18 protein-coding genes and 1 pseudogene are annotated in these 18127 nt (G+C 34.5%); 18 read left to right on the top strand and 1 reads right to left on the bottom strand.

Annotated features, from left to right (window positions below):
* Positions 1–81 precede the first annotated feature (81 nt).
* Positions 82–1077: a LacI family DNA-binding transcriptional regulator gene (locus tag Q0K80_RS07205; protein WP_294604828.1), complete on the bottom strand. Its 996-nt coding sequence runs from the start codon at positions 1075–1077 to the stop codon at positions 82–84.
* Between the two features lie 215 nt (positions 1078–1292).
* Between Q0K80_RS07205 and Q0K80_RS07200 the strand changes: the two genes are divergently transcribed.
* From Q0K80_RS07200 to Q0K80_RS07115, 18 genes and pseudogenes are all read left to right on the top strand, one after another.
* A complete protein-coding gene (locus tag Q0K80_RS07200) occupies positions 1293–2582 on the top strand; it encodes a gluconate:proton symporter (RefSeq protein WP_294604826.1) in 1290 nt (429 codons plus the stop codon).
* A 27-nt stretch (positions 2583–2609) separates the two neighbouring features.
* Entirely contained in the window at positions 2610–3590 is a 981-nt protein-coding gene (locus Q0K80_RS07195) for a sugar kinase (protein WP_294604823.1), read from the top strand.
* Positions 3568–4197 (top strand): orotidine 5'-phosphate decarboxylase / HUMPS family protein, encoded by a 630-nt coding sequence (locus tag Q0K80_RS07190; RefSeq protein ID WP_294604821.1) that lies wholly within the window; start codon positions 3568–3570, stop codon positions 4195–4197. Before Q0K80_RS07195 ends, Q0K80_RS07190 begins: the two co-directional genes overlap by 23 nt.
* Positions 4191–4745, top strand: a complete 555-nt coding sequence (gene hxlB / locus Q0K80_RS07185) for a 6-phospho-3-hexuloisomerase (RefSeq protein ID WP_294604818.1) — start codon at positions 4191–4193, stop codon at positions 4743–4745. The genes Q0K80_RS07190 and hxlB overlap by 7 nt, the downstream gene beginning before the upstream one ends.
* Positions 4746–4758: 13 nt before the next feature.
* Positions 4759–5409: a bifunctional 2-keto-4-hydroxyglutarate aldolase/2-keto-3-deoxy-6-phosphogluconate aldolase gene (locus Q0K80_RS07180; RefSeq protein WP_294604815.1), complete on the top strand. Its 651-nt coding sequence runs from the start codon at positions 4759–4761 to the stop codon at positions 5407–5409.
* Between the two features lie 9 nt (positions 5410–5418).
* Positions 5419–6177, top strand: a complete 759-nt coding sequence (locus tag Q0K80_RS07175; RefSeq protein WP_294604812.1) for a TIM barrel protein — start codon at positions 5419–5421, stop codon at positions 6175–6177.
* 361 nt (positions 6178–6538) lie between these two features.
* Positions 6539–8398 (top strand): HTH domain-containing protein, encoded by a 1860-nt coding sequence (locus tag Q0K80_RS07170; RefSeq protein ID WP_294604810.1) that lies wholly within the window; start codon positions 6539–6541, stop codon positions 8396–8398.
* A gap of 16 nt (positions 8399–8414) precedes the next feature.
* Positions 8415–8765 carry a PRD domain-containing protein gene (locus tag Q0K80_RS07165; RefSeq protein ID WP_294604808.1) on the top strand — a complete coding sequence of 117 codons (351 nt, stop codon included), beginning with the start codon at positions 8415–8417 and terminating at the stop codon, positions 8763–8765.
* Between the two features lie 13 nt (positions 8766–8778).
* Entirely contained in the window at positions 8779–9141 is a 363-nt protein-coding gene (locus Q0K80_RS07160; protein WP_110445581.1) for an SFCGS family glycine-rich protein, read from the top strand.
* A gap of 8 nt (positions 9142–9149) precedes the next feature.
* Complete coding sequence (locus tag Q0K80_RS07155; RefSeq protein WP_294604805.1) at positions 9150–9500, top strand: DUF4312 family protein; 351 nt, start codon at positions 9150–9152, stop codon at positions 9498–9500.
* A gap of 2 nt (positions 9501–9502) precedes the next feature.
* Positions 9503–10276 (top strand): DUF4311 domain-containing protein, encoded by a 774-nt coding sequence (locus tag Q0K80_RS07150; protein WP_294604802.1) that lies wholly within the window; start codon positions 9503–9505, stop codon positions 10274–10276.
* 25 nt (positions 10277–10301) lie between these two features.
* Entirely contained in the window at positions 10302–10985 is a 684-nt protein-coding gene (locus Q0K80_RS07145; protein ID WP_294604800.1) for a DUF4310 family protein, read from the top strand.
* A 12-nt stretch (positions 10986–10997) separates the two neighbouring features.
* Complete coding sequence (locus tag Q0K80_RS07140; protein WP_294604798.1) at positions 10998–12116, top strand: amidohydrolase/deacetylase family metallohydrolase; 1119 nt, start codon at positions 10998–11000, stop codon at positions 12114–12116.
* Between the two features lies 1 nt (position 12117).
* Positions 12118–13215, top strand: coding sequence for a DgaE family pyridoxal phosphate-dependent ammonia lyase (locus tag Q0K80_RS07135; RefSeq protein ID WP_294604795.1), 1098 nt, complete (start codon positions 12118–12120; stop codon positions 13213–13215).
* Positions 13216–13956 carry a KDGP aldolase family protein gene (locus Q0K80_RS07130; protein ID WP_294604792.1) on the top strand — a complete coding sequence of 247 codons (741 nt, stop codon included), beginning with the start codon at positions 13216–13218 and terminating at the stop codon, positions 13954–13956.
* 14 nt (positions 13957–13970) lie between these two features.
* Entirely contained in the window at positions 13971–15056 is a 1086-nt protein-coding gene (locus Q0K80_RS07125) for a MupG family TIM beta-alpha barrel fold protein (protein WP_294604789.1), read from the top strand.
* Positions 15057–15095: 39 nt separating this feature from the next.
* A complete protein-coding gene (locus Q0K80_RS07120) occupies positions 15096–16391 on the top strand; it encodes a PTS sugar transporter subunit IIC (protein WP_294604786.1) in 1296 nt (431 codons plus the stop codon).
* Positions 16392–17031: 640 nt separating this feature from the next.
* A pseudogene (locus Q0K80_RS07115) lies at positions 17032–18087 on the top strand (MFS transporter).
* Positions 18088–18127: the final 40 nt, after the last annotated feature.

The following is an 18127-nucleotide window of genomic DNA, read 5'->3' as shown; positions in this document are numbered from 1 at the left end:
ATAAAAAGCTTTGGGAATGTAGTTCTCAAAGCTTTTTTATTTTATTTGTTTTTGTCAGGTAAATGGCAATAAATACAGCAACTAAAATTTAGCAGGCACAATAAGCGGTTCATGACTTTTACTAGTATCCTCACCGCTTAAACTCTTAAGTAAAATTTCTGCAGCACTTGCTCCCATTAAATATGGATTTTGTGAAATTAGCCTTGCTTCGGGCAAAATAGTTTGTACTAATTTAGTATCTGAGAATCCCGTAATTAAAACCTCGTCACTATTTAAAAAGCCATCAGCGAAAAGCATTGGTAAAAAGGCAAGCAACCAACGCTCCTTGAAACTAAAAATCAAGGTTTTCTTGTTTTGAGCTTTTTGCTTCAACAAGAAAGATTCAATTTTATTTTTAATCGCCATATAATTATATGATTCTTCGTCAAGCTCAATTAAATGAATCTGATCAGGATCTGCAATTGAGCACACACCACTGTACCTGTCTCTTCTCGTAGAAGCGATTTTAACTTCAGAAGACAAAATTAAGATGTCATCGCAGCCTTGCTTCAAAAAATATTTAGTCGCGTCCTTTGAAACTGTAATATTATTGGAAATAACCTGTGGCCAACGTTTAGTAGCCAGGCGTCTGTCTAAAATTACTGTAGGGATGTTGTGAATAAACTCGGATTGAATTGTTTTGATATTACTACCCAAGGGTTGAAACAGCAGCCCATCAAAGAAACTACTGCTGACGGTTTTAATTAATTCTCGTTCCCGCTGCTGTTCGGCATTAGTGTCTAATAAAAAGGCTTCATAACCTTTAACTCTGAGAATGTTAGATGCCCCTTTAAACAATTCAGTTGAAAAATAATCGTCTATATTGGAAACAACTACGGCAATTGTCTTACTTTGATTGGTAGCCATTTGACGAGCTGCCAAATTAGGAATGTAATTTAAGTCTTTAATTGCTTGCTCTATCACTTTTGCTTTTTCTTCAGAGAGCCTGCCTTTAGCCTTGTTATTTAAATATCTTGATACGGATGCAACGGAAACCTGTGCTAATTCAGCTACGTTACGAATTGTTGCTTTTTTCATAATCACTATTCTTTTTTCTTGTTTTAAAAGTAGTATATCATTTTACTGCCATTAAAATGAAATATTGCATAAATTATTGCGTATATAATTTTATTTGAAAAGCGCTTGCAAAGATAAACTAAATGTTTTATATTAAGAGGGTAACCGGTTACCTTAAAAAGTAATAAGCTGATATTATTTAGATGAAATAATCAGTTAGTAAAGGGGTAAGTGTAATGAGTTCTACAGTAATAGCAATCTTGCTATTAATAACTTTTGCTCTATTTATATGGTACATCTTAAAAGGTGGGAACTTGATGATTGGCTTCTTCGTGATGGCAATCTTATGGTGCATCATTGGTTTAGTACCATTTAATGAAGCAATCAATAAAGTTTTCGCGCAACCAGCGCTCAGTTATGGTCCAACTATTATTTATATCGTATTTGGTTCATGGTTTGGTCGCGTACTGGTTGATAGTGGGATTGCGCCTGCAATATCAGAAGCTACTAAGTCAATTGGTAAAAAGAAACCACTTCTGGCAGCAATTTTAGTTGTTTTAGTTACAGCGTTTATTTTTGTAAGTGCATACGGTGTCGGTTCAGTAATAGCAATCGGTGTTATTCTGTTACCAATTCTATTATCATTGGGGTTGCCGCGAGAAGTTGCCTTGGCAGCATTCTCTATGGCTATTGGGGCACCAATGTATATCAACGTTGTCCTTTATAACCAGATGAAGGCCTTCGTGCCAAAAGCAGCTTATGATAGTAAGTACCTTACTTTTGGTATATGTGCTGCAATAGTACAACTGCTAGCAATCATTGTCTTTTTATTCTTTAATCGTAAAAAGATTGATCCAGCAATAGCAGATGATAATCTTAAATTAATTGGTGCTGAAAATAATGAAACTGGTACTGTTAAAGTGCCTAAAATAGCGTACATTGTTCCTATTATTCCAGTCTTAATGAACATGGCATTTAAATGGGATGCAGTACCTGCATTAACTTTAGCAAGTATTATTGCTATTTTCTTAACAGGTCAATTTAAAGATTACAAGAAGGGTCTTAAGTTTTTAAATGATTCAATTTCTCATGCAATCAGTGATATTGCAGGATTGATTATGTTTTTAATGGCTCTGGAAAGTTTTACTGGCGCAGCAACTATTAATGCCGAAAGATTTCGCCCAATATTGGCAGCTGTTTTGCCTCATCAACACTTAATCCTTTGTCTTGCTTTGGGTATTTTGGCCCCGCTGGCTTTGTTCCGCGGTCCTTTACATGTCTGGGGAGCCGGAGCTGCCACTGCTGCAGTTTTATACAGCACTGGATTATTCAGTGATGCCTTCTTGCTACCGCTTTTATACGTTCCGACTTTGATGGCAGTATCAGTAGATATTACCCAATCCTGGAATGTCTGGGGCTTGGACTACATGAAGGTAAAATCAAAGGACTTCTTGAAATATGGTGTACCTGTGATGTGGGTAGTATCAATTATAAATGAAGTTCTTGTTTATCACTTTTTCGGATGAGTTTGAAAAACAAAGAGAGGAAATATTATGTCTGAAGTAATAACTATTGGTGAACCACTTGTTATACTGTGTTCAAAAGATGCAGATGTTTCTTTAGTAGACACTGAAAATTTTCACAAAGTAATGGGTGGAGCTGAATTAAATGTTGCTATTGGCGTGAGAAGATTGGGACACTCTGTTGAGTATGTTACACGCGTAGGAGAAGATCCTTTTGGCAAATATGTTCAAAAAACTATTGCTGCTCACAATGTGGGGACTAAGTATGTTAGTTATGACGATAAGTATTTTACAGGACATCAATTAAAGCAGCTAGTAACACATGGCGATCCTGCAACGTTTAATTATCGTCGTGATTCTGCTGCTTGCCACTTAGAAGCCAGTCAAATTGCTGATATTGATCTAAGCGATGTTAAAATTGCCCATATGTCTGGAATTTTTCCCGCAATCTCTGATACTGCAGAAGAAACTTTCCGTGCTTTTTATAAAAAGCTAATTGCCGCTAAAAAATTAATTACCTTTGATCCTAATTTACGTCCCCCTTTATGGAAGAGCAAAGAGTATATGATCAAGACAATCAATGAACTGGCGGGCATGGCTGATATTGTTTTACCAGGTATCAGTGAAGGCAAGACATTAATGGGCTCGGAAGATCCTGAAGAAATAGCTGACTTTTACTTGAAAGGTGAAAGAACTACAACGGTAATGGTTAAGCTTGGTGATAAAGGTGTTTTCGTTAAAAATGCTAAAGGCGAAAAATACACTGTTCCTAGTTTTAAGCCTGATAAAGTTCTTGATACTGTCGGTGCTGGAGATGGATTTGCTCTAGGTTTGATTACAGCTTTACTTGAAGGGAAAAGCTTGAAGGCAGGAGCTGTTCGCGGTAATGCTGTAGGCTGTTTGCAGGTGCAAACCTTAGGTGATAATGACGGCTATCCAACAAAGGAACAATTACAAGAATTTTATCAAAAACAGGGTGTTTCTGAAGATGAAGCTGCAAGTCGCAATTGATCGAGTCTCTTTAACCGCTGCAGTTCAACTGGCGCGAAAACTCGATGGTATTGCTGATATTGTAGAATTTGGTACCTCAATAATAAAAGATTACGGTTTTTATGAGATTAAAGCTGCAAATGTAAATTTAAAACACAGTTTACTTCTACTTGATACTAAAACAAACGATGAGGGTCAATACGAATTTGAACAAGGATTTAAAGCAGGAGCGGATATTCTAACTGTAATGGGAACGGCTGGTCCGGAAACTCTTGCCAGCGTTTATGAAATTGCAGAACAAAAAAATAGGACAGTTCTTATCGACTTAATGGGAATGGATTATAATTCTATCTTAGAGATTGCCAAATTTCCTAATGCAATTTATAACTTGCATAATTCTCATGATGCTGGTAAAAACGCAAATTTGCTTAATTTAGTCTCTGATTTTAAAAAAAAATTCCCGCCAGTTAAAAACATAGCAGTTGCCGGTAGTATTGATTTAGAGCAAGCAAAAAAATTAGCCATGCAAAATGAAGTACAAGAGGTTATTGTAGGAAGTAAGATTGTTCAATCTAATAATCCCGTTAATGAGGCCAGCAAGTTTAAGGAGATTATCAATTTATGTTAGATTCTAAACATTTAATTAAACCAGTTTTAGCAGAGATAAGCACAGTCCTGGATAAGATTAACGAGGCAGAAATTGATCAAGCCGCAACTTTAATTACTAAGGATAAAAGAATATTTGTTTTAGGTTCAGGCCGCTCCGGTTTTATGGCTAAAAGTTTTGCCATGAGATTAATGCATATTGGTTACCAGGTTTTTGTCATCGGAGAAACAATTACGCCTTCAATTCAACCACACGATGTTTTGGTTTCTGTCTCTGGTTCTGGAAAGACCAGCAGTGTGCTGGAATTAACAGAAAAAACAGCTAAAAATGGAGTTGACGTAATTGCTGTGTCGAGTAACGCTAGCTCACCCCTTGCCAAATTGGCGAAACAGGTGATAGTAGTGCCTGGAGCAACTAAATATGGGGATGGGGTTGAATCTATTCAACTTTTAAGTTCCCTGTTTGATCAAAGTGTGCACATTGTGCTGGATATTCTTTGTCTTAAGTTGAGTATCAGGGATAAAGTTTCTAATGGCGCTGCTAAAAAACAGCACAGTAATATGGAATGATAGGAGAGATAAAATGCTTTTAAAATATGAATCAATAAAAAGAATTCAAGAAGACGGAGTTGTAGCAGTAGTTAGAGGTAATAATGAAGAAAATTCCTACCAAACTGCTAAAGCATGTATAAAGGGACATGTTACTGCTATTGAATTAGCATTTACTTCTCCTAGTGCAGATATAACAATCAAAAGGTTGACAGAAGAATACGGCAGTGACAAAGATGTGATTATTGGTGCAGGTACGGTGCTGGACCCAGCAACAGCAAGACTAGCTATTATAGCAGGAGCTAAATTTGTGGTTAGTCCGTCTTTTAATAAAGATACGGCTAAGATGTGTAATTTATACCAAATTCCCTATATTCCTGGGTGTTTTACTTCAACTGAAATTCAAGAAGCTTTGACATATGGGGTAGACGTAATAAAAGTTTTCCCAGGTTCAGTTGCTGGCAAAACTATGATTAATGAAATCCACGGGCCATTTCCAAATGTGAATGTTATGCCAACGGGTGGTGTTTCATTAGCAAACATGAATGAATGGTTTGAAAAGGGAGCTTTCGTTATTGGAGTAGGCGGTAGTTTAGTCGGACCAGGTAAAAAGGATGATTACGAAGCCGTTACGGAAAATGCTAAAAAATTTAATGAGAAGTATGTAGATTTTAAGAACAAATAGGAGCAAATCATGACTTTAATAATTAATACATTGGTTTATGAAAAAGAGATTCAAAGTGGTATTAGCCAACTGGACTTAGTGGATAGAATTGCTGATTTAGGTGCAGACGGAATTGAACTTAGACGTGAATATTTCAAAGATGTAGATGCAGAAATTAAAGAACTGGCACCAGCTATTCAAGAAAAAGGTTTATTATTAAACTATAGTGTACCTGATAATATTTTTGACGATAATGGTAATTTTAACCAGAACTTAAATAAGTATTATAAAGAAGCCCAAGAGCTTGGCGCACAAAAAATCAAGTTTAGTACCGGTAATTTCTACAAATACCATGGCGATTTGGCAGAAGATCTTGCCACTTTACCTTTAGCTACTATTCAAACAACTATCGAGAATGACCAGACACCAATAAGTGGTAACCCGGATACAATATTTGATTTTCTGACTGCTGTCAGAAAAGCTGGGTTCAATTCAATTTTTGCTACATTTGACTTAGGAAATCTTGCCTTTACCGGCTTTGATCCAAATTTGGCCGCAAAGAAGCTCGCACCGTTTGTAGCTTATATTCACTTGAAGAATCCTATGCTTAATGCAGAAGGCAAAATGCAAAATACTGAGTCATTAGACCGTGGGATGTTTAACTGGAAAGCGGTTATTAGATACCTGCCTAAAGATGCACAATGTGCGTTTGAATTCGCAATGCCAGATGATGAAGTTATTGGCAAAGAAATGGAAAAGTTCCATGATTATTTCAATGGTAAAAGGTAACATTTAAGGATTTTGAAGTTAATTTAGCAGAATCTTTACCCCAAAATGTTAAAAGTTTATACATTCATTGATTATAAGTTTGAAAAAATATTTTTATAAATTGGTAAATCGTTGTTTTAATTTGAAACAAGATTTACCTTTTTTATTTAGCTAGTAACAAAGTGATATTAGTTTTATATACACTATTGCAGGTTTAAACAAACATACACAACGATATTTATATTTTGATTGATGCTCACAGAATAAAATTCTATGAGCATTTTTATTCTTCAATTCTTTGCACCAACAGTGTTGAATTAATTTGGAGTTCTTTTTATAACACCGCTTTCATATAATTTAAATATAGAAAGGAGTAAGCAAAATGACTCTAATTTCTAGGCAAATTAACATTGCAACGAACTTATTAAATAACCCGCAAACTTATAAAGTTAAGGATTTATCTGCTAGATATAAAGTTTCGATTAGAACTTTAAGAAACGATCTGAAAAAAATAGCAGAATGGATAAATAAGCAGCCTGGTTGTAAATATAATTCGAAGCCTGGTAAGGGAATATGGATAAGTTTTGCTAGTGATTTTAATCGAACAAATGCAATTAACTCATTGCAATCTTTTTCAAGTGAAGAAGTAATTTCGCAGTATTTAAATCCAACCCAAAGAAAATGGAAGATTTTGACCAGTTTGGTTTTTGCTGAGGGATTTATAACCGGTAAAACAATGACTAAAATGCTTGGCGTGTCTGCTAATACCTTTTTAGCAGACATAAACAATGCCAAGACAGAAGCTCAAAGATTCAATTTACTTTTAGAAGGGAAAAATTATTACGGCTACTTCTTAACTGGAGATGAAATTAATATTCGTGCGTTAATGGAATATATCTTGCAAAAGCAAATAGATAGATATTCATTTGGTGCCAACAATTTGATTGCTTTGATTTCTAAAATAAGTACAAGTTCAGTTGGTAACACGAATTTACCAAAAAACATTAATAAGTTAATTAATTATATTTCTTTAATATTGAGTGACATCTTAAACCTAAAAGATGCTTTTAATACTGGCATAGATTTGAGTATTGCCAAGTCAATGATTAACCGGTTAACAATCATTATTTTAGAAAATCATCGTCACCGGAGTTTAAAACTTCCAAGCTATGATAAAAGACTTAATCAGGCTCAAAAGCATTATGCTCAGATCTACAAAGTTGTAAGTGAAATTTTTGACATTAAGCCAACAAAAGACGAAGAAAAATACTTTATTTTTGGAGTAAAAGTCTTGGAAAAAGATGTGGAAACTAGTAAGGCTGTAAGGGAGATTATATCTTATGTATCACAAAAAATGGTTTTGCCTTTGGATGATGATATACAGTTACAAGACTCGTTAACTCAACATTTGATGAGTGAATTGAATAGTAATTATCAACATTTTAATGACTATACTCCTTTTACGGCAGAGGTAAAGAGTCGGTTTAGCACTTTGTTTGACACAGTTAAAGCAGCATTAGACAAATATATTTCTAAAAGTCCACTCATTAACAGTGATACTTTTGTTACTTTGGTTTCTCTTCATTTCTTGGTTTCAATTAGTGATATGCAAAAAGTACCACAAGTCAGTGCACTTTACGTTTGTTCGACTGGTTTAGGAGCAACAAAACTTTTAAAAAAAGTAATTCAAAGCAGAATTCCGTATATTACAAGTGCCGGCTTTGCTTCGGCGATAAATTACCGCACAAAAATATATGAAACAAAACCTGATCTGGTAATTAGTATTTTCCCTTTAAAAAAAATAGCGTCAACTAAAATCATACAGGTTAATCCAATTCCTAATGAGCAGGATATGTTGAAAATTGAACGGGAAGTTTCTTTTTTGCTCAAACAAAACGCTGTTAAAAATGACAATGATTTGAAGAATGTTATTAAGGAAGAACAAAGTATTAATAATGTAGAGAAAATACTATCTTTAAGTATAGAAGCCTATATCAATGTTAGTGAATATTTAGGAGATCGCATCAGTAAAAAATATGAAAAAGCTTTTATGATTCATATGCAATTAGCAACGGAACGGATTTACTTTGATAAGCAGTATGATTCTAAACCAACTGATAAACAAATAAATAAATTTTCAAAATCTGACATCAGCCGACTGCACAAAATTTACTTAGATTTGGGCTTACACATTAATATTAATGAAATAATAGCAATTTTACGTTATACGTTGTTGAAATAAAGAAACGGTAATTTAGATGAAAGTAGAGTTATATAAAGAATTCCAAAAATATATTGCAAAAAGTAATTATAAAGATGAATTAAGGCAGGTAATGGTATATGTAGTTTCGTTAATACATCAAAATAAACTGCATCCGAGCGACTTAGAAACCCAAATTTTAGGTAATCATTTATTTGAAATGGTTAATAGAGTAAAGAATGGGGAAAAATTAGAAAAAGTAGATAAGAAAATTTTTGCTAAGGTATCTCAGCAATCGTTGGAGATGTCTCAGCAAGTTATGGATTTTATTGATAATAACATCGGCAAAATAGCTGAATCAGAAAAGTATGTTTTATCAATTCATTTTGAGAATATGAAATTAGATTAAAGGAGAAATTAATATGTTGAAAATTGTAGTTGCTGACAGAATGGGAAAAGGAAGTAATGTTGCAAAAGGTATTGAAAAAGCGGGGGCCAAGGCTGTTTTAGTTCCTGGAATTGGTGCAGACATGAAATTAGGAGATGTCATGAATAAAGAGAAAGCTGATTTCGGCATTTCTTTTTGTGGTAGTGGCGGAGCCGGCGCTTTGATTGCCAATAATAAATACGGTTATCCAGAAAGACATGGTATGAGATCAATTACTCAAGGGGTTACTGCTATTAATGACGGTAAAAAGGTTCTTGGTTTTGGCTTTATGGATAAAGAAGAATTAGGAGAAAAACTTGTTGAGGCAATCAATAAAAAATATCCCAACAAGTTTTAGGTGTTTAAATGAAAAATATAATTCAAGCAGAGGATAGAAACATTGTAGTGAATGGAAAGGCTAAGAGCAAGAAAGAAGCATTTGCTAATGCAATAAACAAAATAGCCAGAAATTTAAGTACAACAGAAGATAATTTGATTTTTAAGATAGAGCCAAAATCTTTTGAGGTGGAAAATTTTAAGGAAATTGATGAAAAAGAACATTTTTTGTTTTTCTTTTTCCCCAGAATACGCAAGTCCTATGAGGTTCAACTTAGAGTTTTGGTTCATGTAGAGTACGTTTGCGTTAATGAAGTAGCTTGTCAGAAAGTGGCAACGACTGATAACCCACTTTTTAACAGAGAAACTAAAGGAGTATAAAAATGCATTTTTTGATAATTTTAATTGAATCCTTAATCATTGGTACTCTTGTAGGGTTAGCGGTTGGAGTAGGGGCAGCCAGAATGTTTAATGCTCCAACTGTCCAAGCTTTAGGAGCATTTAGAACACTAGGTGAAATGAATGCCAGTGAAGGTGACCCCGCATCACACTTTTCGTTTGGATTAGGCTTCTTCTTTAACGCCTGGGCTTCAACTGTGGCAGCAGGATCCTTTACACAGGATGTTACTCACCGAGTGATACCAAATTGGGCTGCTGCACTTTTGATGTTGAAAAACCACGATGAAAAACAGATGCATGATGCCAAAAAAATGGGTATAGCCGGTGCAATAGTGGGAGCTTTAATCGTTGCTTTTCTTAACCTAACGAGTTCTGCTTTGCCACAATCACTTCAAATTACGGCGGTAAAAGTTTTAGTTCCGGCTGCTACATTATTAATTAACACTGTTATGCCTGTTATCTTTTGGCTAGCAGCAATTGATGGTGGGAAAAGATCTGGAATTTTTGGAACAATCTTTGGTGGTATTGCCCAACTAATTATGGGTAATGCTGTCCCAGGAGTGGTTTTGGGAATTTTAGTCGGTAAAGGAGTAGATGAAAGTGGTTGGAATAAAATTACTAGAATTATTCTGATTACTACAATTGTCTTATTTATTTTGAGTGCATTTTTCAGAGGAATCGATTTGACATTAGTCAAGCAACTGAATTTGGGAGTTCCTGCTTGGTTAAGGCAAATTCACTCAGTTTTTGGCGGCTAAAGCTTAATTGAAAAGAGGTAAAGACATGGATAAAAGTGATGAAACTTTAAAAGAACAAGAATTAGATTTAAAGAATACCAAAAGTTTTTGGTATGCCGATTGGAGTTTCCCAATTATTGTTGGCTTAATGTCAGCTGGAGTATTCGCTGGGACTTCAATGTATTTTAACTATGGCACTGGTGCGTTTAATGAAGTTGCATTTGTTGCTATGCTGAAGGCAGGAATGACTGGCGGATCATATGGTGCCTGTGCAGCATTTGGAGCCAGCTTCCTTTTTGCCAGAGTTTTAGAAGGTTCGTTAGACGGAATCTTAGATTTAGGTGGCTCAATTTTAACTGGTGTTGGTTTAGGTATTCCAGCTATTTTACTCAGTATGAATATTAAAGAACCGATTAAGAGTTTCCCTTTGGCTTTATTAACAGGTGCAATTATTGGCGTTTTAATTGGTTTTGTTATTTATGCTATTAGACATTTTACTTTAAAACAATCTAATTCAACTTTTGGCGCTGACATTATGATGGGTGCAGGTAATGATACAGGAAGATTTTTAGGCCCATTGATCTTAATTTCTGCCTGTCAAGCATCAATTCCTATTGGTTTGGGAGCAATTATTGGTGCGGTTATATTTTATGCGTGGAAGAAGCCAATCACTGGCGGCGCAATTATCGGAGCTATGATTGCTGGGTTGTTATTCCCTGTGAAAGTTTAGTTGAGGTGAAAGATGATAGATTTATATTTAAAAAATGGTAAAAGTGTTGCTGATGGTTCTCCAATCGAAATTGGCGTTTTAGGTAAAAAAATTGTTGCTGTCGGTCATTGCCTAAATGGAATTGAAGCTGCTAAAGTAATTGATCTTCAAGGAAAGTATGTTTCTGCAGGGTGGATAGATGATCATGTTCATTGTTATGAAAAATTGACGCTTTATTATGATGATCCTGATGAAGACGGTTATAAATCTGGAGTTACTACTGTGATTGATGCCGGTTCTACCGGTGCAGAAAATATTGGTGATTTTTACAATATAACCCGAAACAAAATTACTAATGTTTATGCAATGATTAACGTCGGTCAAACAGGCATACTGGCACAGAATGAACTGGGCGACATTAATACTGTTCAAAAAGACTCTTTGATGGAAGCAATTCAAAAATACCGTGATTTTATTGTTGGTATCAAAGTAAGAGAAAGTCATTCTGTAGTTATTGATAATGGTGTAGTGCCTTTACAAAAAGCTAAAACATTCCAAAAAAATTTAGGTGGCAATTTCACGATTATGGTACACGTTGGTGCAAATCCACCACAATTAAAAGAAGTTTTAGACTTAATGGACGATAACGATATTTTAACTCATGGCTATAACGGTAAACCAAATGGGATACTTGATAAATCGGACAATATTCGTCAATTTGTCTGGGAAGCTTATCGTAGAGGCGTAACCTTCGATGTTGGTCATGGTACCGATAGCTTTAACTTCCATACTTTTGATATTGCAAATGCTGCCGGTTTAATTCCTTACTCTATTAGTACCGATATCTATAATCGCAACCGTATAAATGGACCTGTGTATAACATGGCCACAACTTTGGATAAATTTTTAATGTATGGCTATTCACTTAGCGATGTAATTAATAAGGTAACTGCAGCTCCGGCGAATAATTTTAACTTGATTAACAAAGGACAGTTGAAGCCGGGATATGATGCTGATCTGACGATTTTTAAATTAGAAAAAAATAAAGAGGTTACACTTACAGATTCAAATCATAATCACCGTCAATTTAATCAACATATTTGTCCTAAAATGGTTGTCGTTATGGGTAAAACTTATCAGATTGGAGAATAAAATGGATTATTATCAGAAATTGAACTTAAAGCATGTAATAAATGCCAGCGGTAAGATGACAATTTTAGGCGTTTCAAAAACAAGTAATGCAGGGATTGAAGCCCAAGAATTTGGTGACAAACATTTTTTTGAAATGTCAGATTTAGTTAAAAAGAGCGGAAAATACGTGGCTAAATTGATTGGAGCAGAAGACGCAGTCATTGTGAACTCAGCATCTGCCGGGATCGCTTTAGCAATTGCAGGAGTTATTGGTCAGGGAAGCCAGTACCATGTTTATCATCCGTATTCAACTAGGTTTAAAGCCAGGAATATTGTCATACCCAAAGGACAAAATGTAGATTATGGTGCTCCAGAAGAAGAAATGATTATTTTGGGTGGAGGCAATGTAGTTGAAGCTGGCTACGCTAATATGTGCTCACCAGAACATGTGGAAATGATGATTGATGAAGATACTGCAGCTATTTTCTATGTGAAAAGTCATCACGCAGTACAAAAGAGCATGCTTACTGTTAAGCAGGCAGTTGAAATTGCTCATAAACATAACTTACCTTTAATTTTAGACGCTGCAGCAGAAGAAGATCTGAAAAAATATCTGGCACTAAACGTAGATATCATTCTTTTTAGTGGTGCAAAAGCAATTGAAGGACCAGCTTCAGGATTAGTATTTGGTAAAGCAAAATACATCGACTGGATTCGAATGCAAAGTTCAGGAATCGGTAGAGCGATGAAAATTGGTAAAGACAATCTTTTGGGATTGGTAGGAGCAATTGAAGAATATGTCAGCGCAGGCCCAGAGGTTGGCACACATATGCGTAAGCGTCTTGCACCATTTTTAAAAAAGTTGAGCGCAATTCCTGGGCTTACGGTCAAAGAAGCACAAGATCAAGCAGGAAGAGAAATTTATCGTGCCGATATTAAAATGAATGCTGATGCATCAAAAAGTGCAATTCAAGTAGTTAAAGGTTTGAAAAATAATGATCCCGCTATTTATACTCGAGAAAATCGTGCTAATGAAGGAATAATTGAATTTGACATCAGAGCACTCAATTCAAAGGAAATGGATTTAATAGTTGAAAGATTAAAGGAGATTATGAAATAAATGGAATTAGTACCAAATTATTATAAAGGAAGGGTAGCGTTAAATGTTTTGGCCGGAAGTGTCGCAAATGCTAAGGATATATATGAAGCGGCTGACGGTCATGTTGTTTGTGGCGTTTTAACTAAAAACTATCCTGATAATGACAGCTGTATTGTTGATTTGAAAAAGTATCAAATCGCAGTAAATAATGCAATTTCGGTTGGATTAGGAGCAGGTGACCCTAACCAAAGTAAGATGGTTAGTGAGGTATCGCAAGTAATTCAACCACAACATGTCAATCAAGTTTTTACAGGGGTTGGTTATTCACGGGCTTTGCTAAGACAAAATCAAACTATTATTAATGGTCTAGTTTCTCCAACTGGAAAGGCTGGCTACGTCAATATTGCAACGGGTCCACTCAGCTCTAAAGAAATGGCAACAGAAGTGCCGGTTACCACGGCTATTGCCTTGTTAAAGGATATGGGTGGTAGTTCATTTAAGTTCTTTCCAATGAAAGGCTTAGCACATAAAGTGGAATATGAATATATTGCTAAAGCCTGCGCTACAAATGATTTTAGTCTTGAGCCAACTGGTGGTATAGATTTGGAAAACTTTGAGACCATCTTGGATATTGCTTTGGATGCTGGCGTGACTAGAATATTACCACATGTATACTCATCAATTATTGACAAAGATACCGGACTTACTAAGCCAGATGATGTAACAAAATTGTTTGAAATTGTTAAAAGAAAACTTGCATAAAAGTAGGCACTAAGATGAAGCGAAAACTAGGAATATCGATATATCCAGATCATAGCGATTTCGCCAGTGATAAGGCCTATATCAAAAAAGCAAGTGAATTTGGATTTTCCAGAATTTTTATGAGTTTGCTTGAAATTACCGGCGAGAAGAAAGAAGTAATTGCTAAATATCAAAAGTTAACTAAGTTGGCAAAGGAACTTAATTATGAAGTGATTTTGGATGTTTCGCCAACAATATTTAACCTTTTGGGAATCTCATATGATGACCTTTCATTTTTTGTAGAACTTGGTGTAGATGGTTTACGTCTAGATGATGGATTTGATGGCAAAAAAGAGGCATTACTTAGTTATAATCCGCAAGGTTTAATCATTGAATTAAACATGAGTAATGATGTTGCTTATGTGGATAATATTCTGACTTATCGAGCTAATAAACCTTTTATTTATGGCTGTCACAATTTTTATCCTCAAAAAGGAACAGGTCTACCTTATGATTTCTTTGTGAAATGTAGTCAGCGTTTTAAAAGAAATAATCTCCATACAGCTGCTTTTATCAGTTCTCAATCAGGAAAAATTGGCCCCTGGAGCGTGAATGATGGCTTACCAACTTTAGAAGAAGATCGTGAATTGCCTATTGAAGTGCAAGCTAAAAAAATGTTTGCGACCGGACTCATTGACGATGTAATTATCGGTAATTCCTATGCTAGTGACGAAGAATTAAAAAAACTTAGTTTAATAGATCGCTATCAAGTGGAATTAAAAATTGATTTTGTTTCAGATATAAATAAGGTTGAACATGACATAGTTCTTAAAAATCAACATGTTAGACGAGGAGATATTAATGAACAGGTAATCAGGTCAACAGAAGTTAGAAAAAAGTATCATAGTTTTTCCAATTCGCCCCATGACAATGAAATTGAGTTTCAAAAAGGGGATGCAGTCATAGGCAATAATGGGTTTGGAAAGTATAAGAATGAGCTACAGATTGTATTAAAGCCACATAAAGATAATCGTAAAAATCTCGTTGGACATATCAATACCGATGAACTTTTACTATTACCATTTATTAAGTCTTGGTCAAAATTTAAGTTTGTCTGTTAAAAATTCTATAACTAAAAAATAAATATGAGGTGAAAATAAATGAATAATTTTGTCAATTTTTTGGAAGCAAAAATTCTACCTGTAGCTAATAAAATGGGTCAGCAAAGACATATGACAGCTATTCGTAAAGGTATTATTGCTACCTTACCATTAACTATTGTTGGCTCTTTCTTTACCATTCTGAGTAATATGCCCATACCAGCAGTCTCTAATTTCTTAGCACCTTATCAGGCAATTCTAGATATTCCTTTTCGCTTTACGGTAGGAATTCTGTCGTTATATGCAACATTTGGTATTGCTTCTGCTCTTGCTGAAAGCTATAAAATGGATACTTTATCCAGTGGTATATTAGCTGTACTCGCATTTTTAGTAGCAACAGTACAGCCAGTTAAAGTAAATGCAGATGTTAAAAATGTGATTACGGCAGGTCGCTATATTAATATAGCCAATTTAAGTGCATCTTCGTTATTTGCAGCGATTGCAACAGCCTTGATTTCTGTCGAAATTTACCACTTTTTAGAAAAGAAAAACATTACAATTAAAATGCCCCAGGGTGTCCCACCTGAGGTTTCCAATTCTTTTGTAGCTCTTTTTCCAGCAGCGGTCATTTTAATATTATTTTGGATTGTAAGAGATATATTTAATTTCAATATCGCTACTTTTATTTCCAATATTTTAATGCCGTTAAAAGGATTTTTAGTTGGCAACAGCTTGGCCGGTGGCTTGACTACTGTGTTCTTTATCTGTGGCTTCTGGACACTTGGTATTCATGGCGCTGCTATTATGGATCCAATTGTCAGACCATTTTGGGAAATGTCAATTGCTACTAATATGAATCAATTTCATGCTGGTGTAGCAGCAACTCACTTATCCACAATTTTTACTGAGCAATTTTTGCAATGGTTTGTTTGGATTGGTGGAGCTGGTGGGACACTTGCTTTAGTAGTACTTTTTATGTTTTCTAAGTCTAAGTATCTAAAAGATTTAGGTAAATTATCAATTTTACCCGGTTTATTCAATATTAATGAGCCAATTATATTTGGTGCTCCAATTGTGTTAAATCCAATTCTCGGAATTCCATTTATACTAGCTCCACTAGTAACGACTACTATTTCTTATTTTGCTACTACTTCTCACCTGGTACCAATGATGATGGTCAGATTACCGTTTACTATTCCTGCACCAATTGCTGCAATTATGAGTACAAATTGGAGTTGGAATGCGTTGATACTATCAGTGGTTAACTTTGTTATTTACATCATCATTTACTATCCATTTTTCAAGGTGTTTGAGAAACAGCAGTTGGAAAAGGAAAATGATCCTGAACAAAGCTGATTAACTAAGGATAAGTGAAATAATAATGATATATATAATTTTATTAGCTGCTTATTTTATAGCTTGTCAGGTAATAGTTTTTAAAGTTACGCGCATTAGAAAATTCATTAACCAATATAGTGTAGGAAAGATAGTTTTATATGGCATAATTGTTATTGGCCTGGGGGTAATTTTATGCGTGACCTTAAAAGTAAGCTGGATATTGATTGCTTTAATTACTGTTTTTGAATGTTCAATTATTTCAGAAAAATATCGACTTGTTTTTAAAAACATGGAAAAGGGGAGAAAAATATAGAATAATGAAACTATACATTATATATTAAAATAAGTAATTTTAAGGACTAATATCTAATGATTTAGATAATTAGTCCTTTTTATGTAATAAAAAACCATTAACGGCTTATCACATAGATAAGTCATCAACAGGATAAATTATAGAGCCGATTTTTAATCATTAGCAGGCTGTTTTGTTTTTACAATGGACTGTCAGATTTTTCTTAAATGGATAATAGGATACCCATTTCAATTTTTAATTGATTTACTATTTATATTTTCCTAACATTTCAATATAAATTGTTGGTTGTTTATCTTTTCTACATCAATATAATTAAAACAACTTAAATTGAAAGAAGAGAAATTCATGACTGGAAAAAAAGCTAATTTGATTTTTGGAACTCTTTTGACTGGAACAATTGTCACGTCGTTTCTTCAAACTTCTTTAACAACGGCCTTGCCACAAATTATGCATGAGTTATCCTTGACCGCACTAACTGCCCAGTGGTTAACCAGTGCTTTTAGTTTAGCTATGGCAGTTATGATTCCAATATCAGCATATTTGATTAAACGCTTTACTACTAGGCAAATATTTTTATCGTCAATGCTATTATTTACATTCGGCACATTGCTTTGTTGTGGGGGAAGCAATTTTCCAATTATACTAATAGGACGTATATTTCAAGCCTTTGGTAGCGGCATTATTTTACCATTAACTCAAGTAGTAATTATGATTCTTTATCCGGTTAACAAGCAGGGAACAGTCATGGGGATATTGGAATTGGCATCAGGAGCAGCACCTGTGATAGCACCAACTTTAACAGGCATCCTTATTGAAATATGGGGTTGGCGTAGTGCTTTCTTTATTTCAGCTGTTATATCATTTTTTATTATAATTTTAGCAATCTTTAGCGTTGAAAGTGTTTCACCGGTTGCAAAAAATCATCCAGATTACTTTTCTCTATTATTAAGTACTAGTGGCTTGAGCAGTATTTTGGTAGGACTAAGCAATATTACTACTAGATTATTTATAAGCTTAATCTTGTTACTTATTGGAATAGTATTAATAATTATTTTTTGTAAAAGATAGTTACAAGATAAAGAACCATTACTAAATCTAAGAATTTTTAAAAATTCTAAATTTCGTTTGGCTGTATTAATCAGTATGCTTCTTTATGCAATAATGATGGGTAGTTCAACTATTTATCCTATTTTAATTCAAACTGTAATGAAAAAATCAGCTCTTATTTCAGCATTTATAATGTTGCCAGGATCGTTAGCTATGGCTCTAATTAATCCTTTTACGGGAATGTTTTATGATAGATTTGGAATAACTAAATTGGCAATTTCAGGAAGCTTGTTATTAGTAATTAGTTGTTTGGGAGTAACATTTATTAGTTCTCCAAAAGTGAAGTGCAACTAAAAAGTTAGACATTTTATTATTAAGCAAGACCTAACGCACG

Source organism: uncultured Lactobacillus sp., from assembly GCF_945290125.1.
GTDB classification, from domain to species: Bacteria; Bacillota; Bacilli; order Lactobacillales; family Lactobacillaceae; genus Lactobacillus; species Lactobacillus rizhaonensis.
The sequence above is the reverse complement of the archived record's forward strand: the minus strand, read 5'-3'. Positions and strand labels throughout refer to the sequence as shown.

Coding starts and splice junctions, on each gene's coding strand:
- Q0K80_RS07205 (WP_294604828.1), bottom strand. CDS start 1,077: ATGAAAAAAGCAACAATTCGTAACGTAGCTGAATTAGCACAGGTTTCC.
- Q0K80_RS07200 (WP_294604826.1), top strand. CDS start 1,293: ATGAGTTCTACAGTAATAGCAATCTTGCTATTAATAACTTTTGCTCTA.
- Q0K80_RS07195 (WP_294604823.1), top strand. CDS start 2,610: ATGTCTGAAGTAATAACTATTGGTGAACCACTTGTTATACTGTGTTCA.
- Q0K80_RS07190 (WP_294604821.1), top strand. CDS start 3,568: ATGAAGCTGCAAGTCGCAATTGATCGAGTCTCTTTAACCGCTGCAGTT.
- hxlB (WP_294604818.1), top strand. CDS start 4,191: ATGTTAGATTCTAAACATTTAATTAAACCAGTTTTAGCAGAGATAAGC.
- Q0K80_RS07180 (WP_294604815.1), top strand. CDS start 4,759: ATGCTTTTAAAATATGAATCAATAAAAAGAATTCAAGAAGACGGAGTT.
- Q0K80_RS07175 (WP_294604812.1), top strand. CDS start 5,419: ATGACTTTAATAATTAATACATTGGTTTATGAAAAAGAGATTCAAAGT.
- Q0K80_RS07170 (WP_294604810.1), top strand. CDS start 6,539: ATGACTCTAATTTCTAGGCAAATTAACATTGCAACGAACTTATTAAAT.
- Q0K80_RS07165 (WP_294604808.1), top strand. CDS start 8,415: ATGAAAGTAGAGTTATATAAAGAATTCCAAAAATATATTGCAAAAAGT.
- Q0K80_RS07160 (WP_110445581.1), top strand. CDS start 8,779: ATGTTGAAAATTGTAGTTGCTGACAGAATGGGAAAAGGAAGTAATGTT.
- Q0K80_RS07155 (WP_294604805.1), top strand. CDS start 9,150: ATGAAAAATATAATTCAAGCAGAGGATAGAAACATTGTAGTGAATGGA.
- Q0K80_RS07150 (WP_294604802.1), top strand. CDS start 9,503: ATGCATTTTTTGATAATTTTAATTGAATCCTTAATCATTGGTACTCTT.
- Q0K80_RS07145 (WP_294604800.1), top strand. CDS start 10,302: ATGGATAAAAGTGATGAAACTTTAAAAGAACAAGAATTAGATTTAAAG.
- Q0K80_RS07140 (WP_294604798.1), top strand. CDS start 10,998: ATGATAGATTTATATTTAAAAAATGGTAAAAGTGTTGCTGATGGTTCT.
- Q0K80_RS07135 (WP_294604795.1), top strand. CDS start 12,118: ATGGATTATTATCAGAAATTGAACTTAAAGCATGTAATAAATGCCAGC.
- Q0K80_RS07130 (WP_294604792.1), top strand. CDS start 13,216: ATGGAATTAGTACCAAATTATTATAAAGGAAGGGTAGCGTTAAATGTT.
- Q0K80_RS07125 (WP_294604789.1), top strand. CDS start 13,971: ATGAAGCGAAAACTAGGAATATCGATATATCCAGATCATAGCGATTTC.
- Q0K80_RS07120 (WP_294604786.1), top strand. CDS start 15,096: ATGAATAATTTTGTCAATTTTTTGGAAGCAAAAATTCTACCTGTAGCT.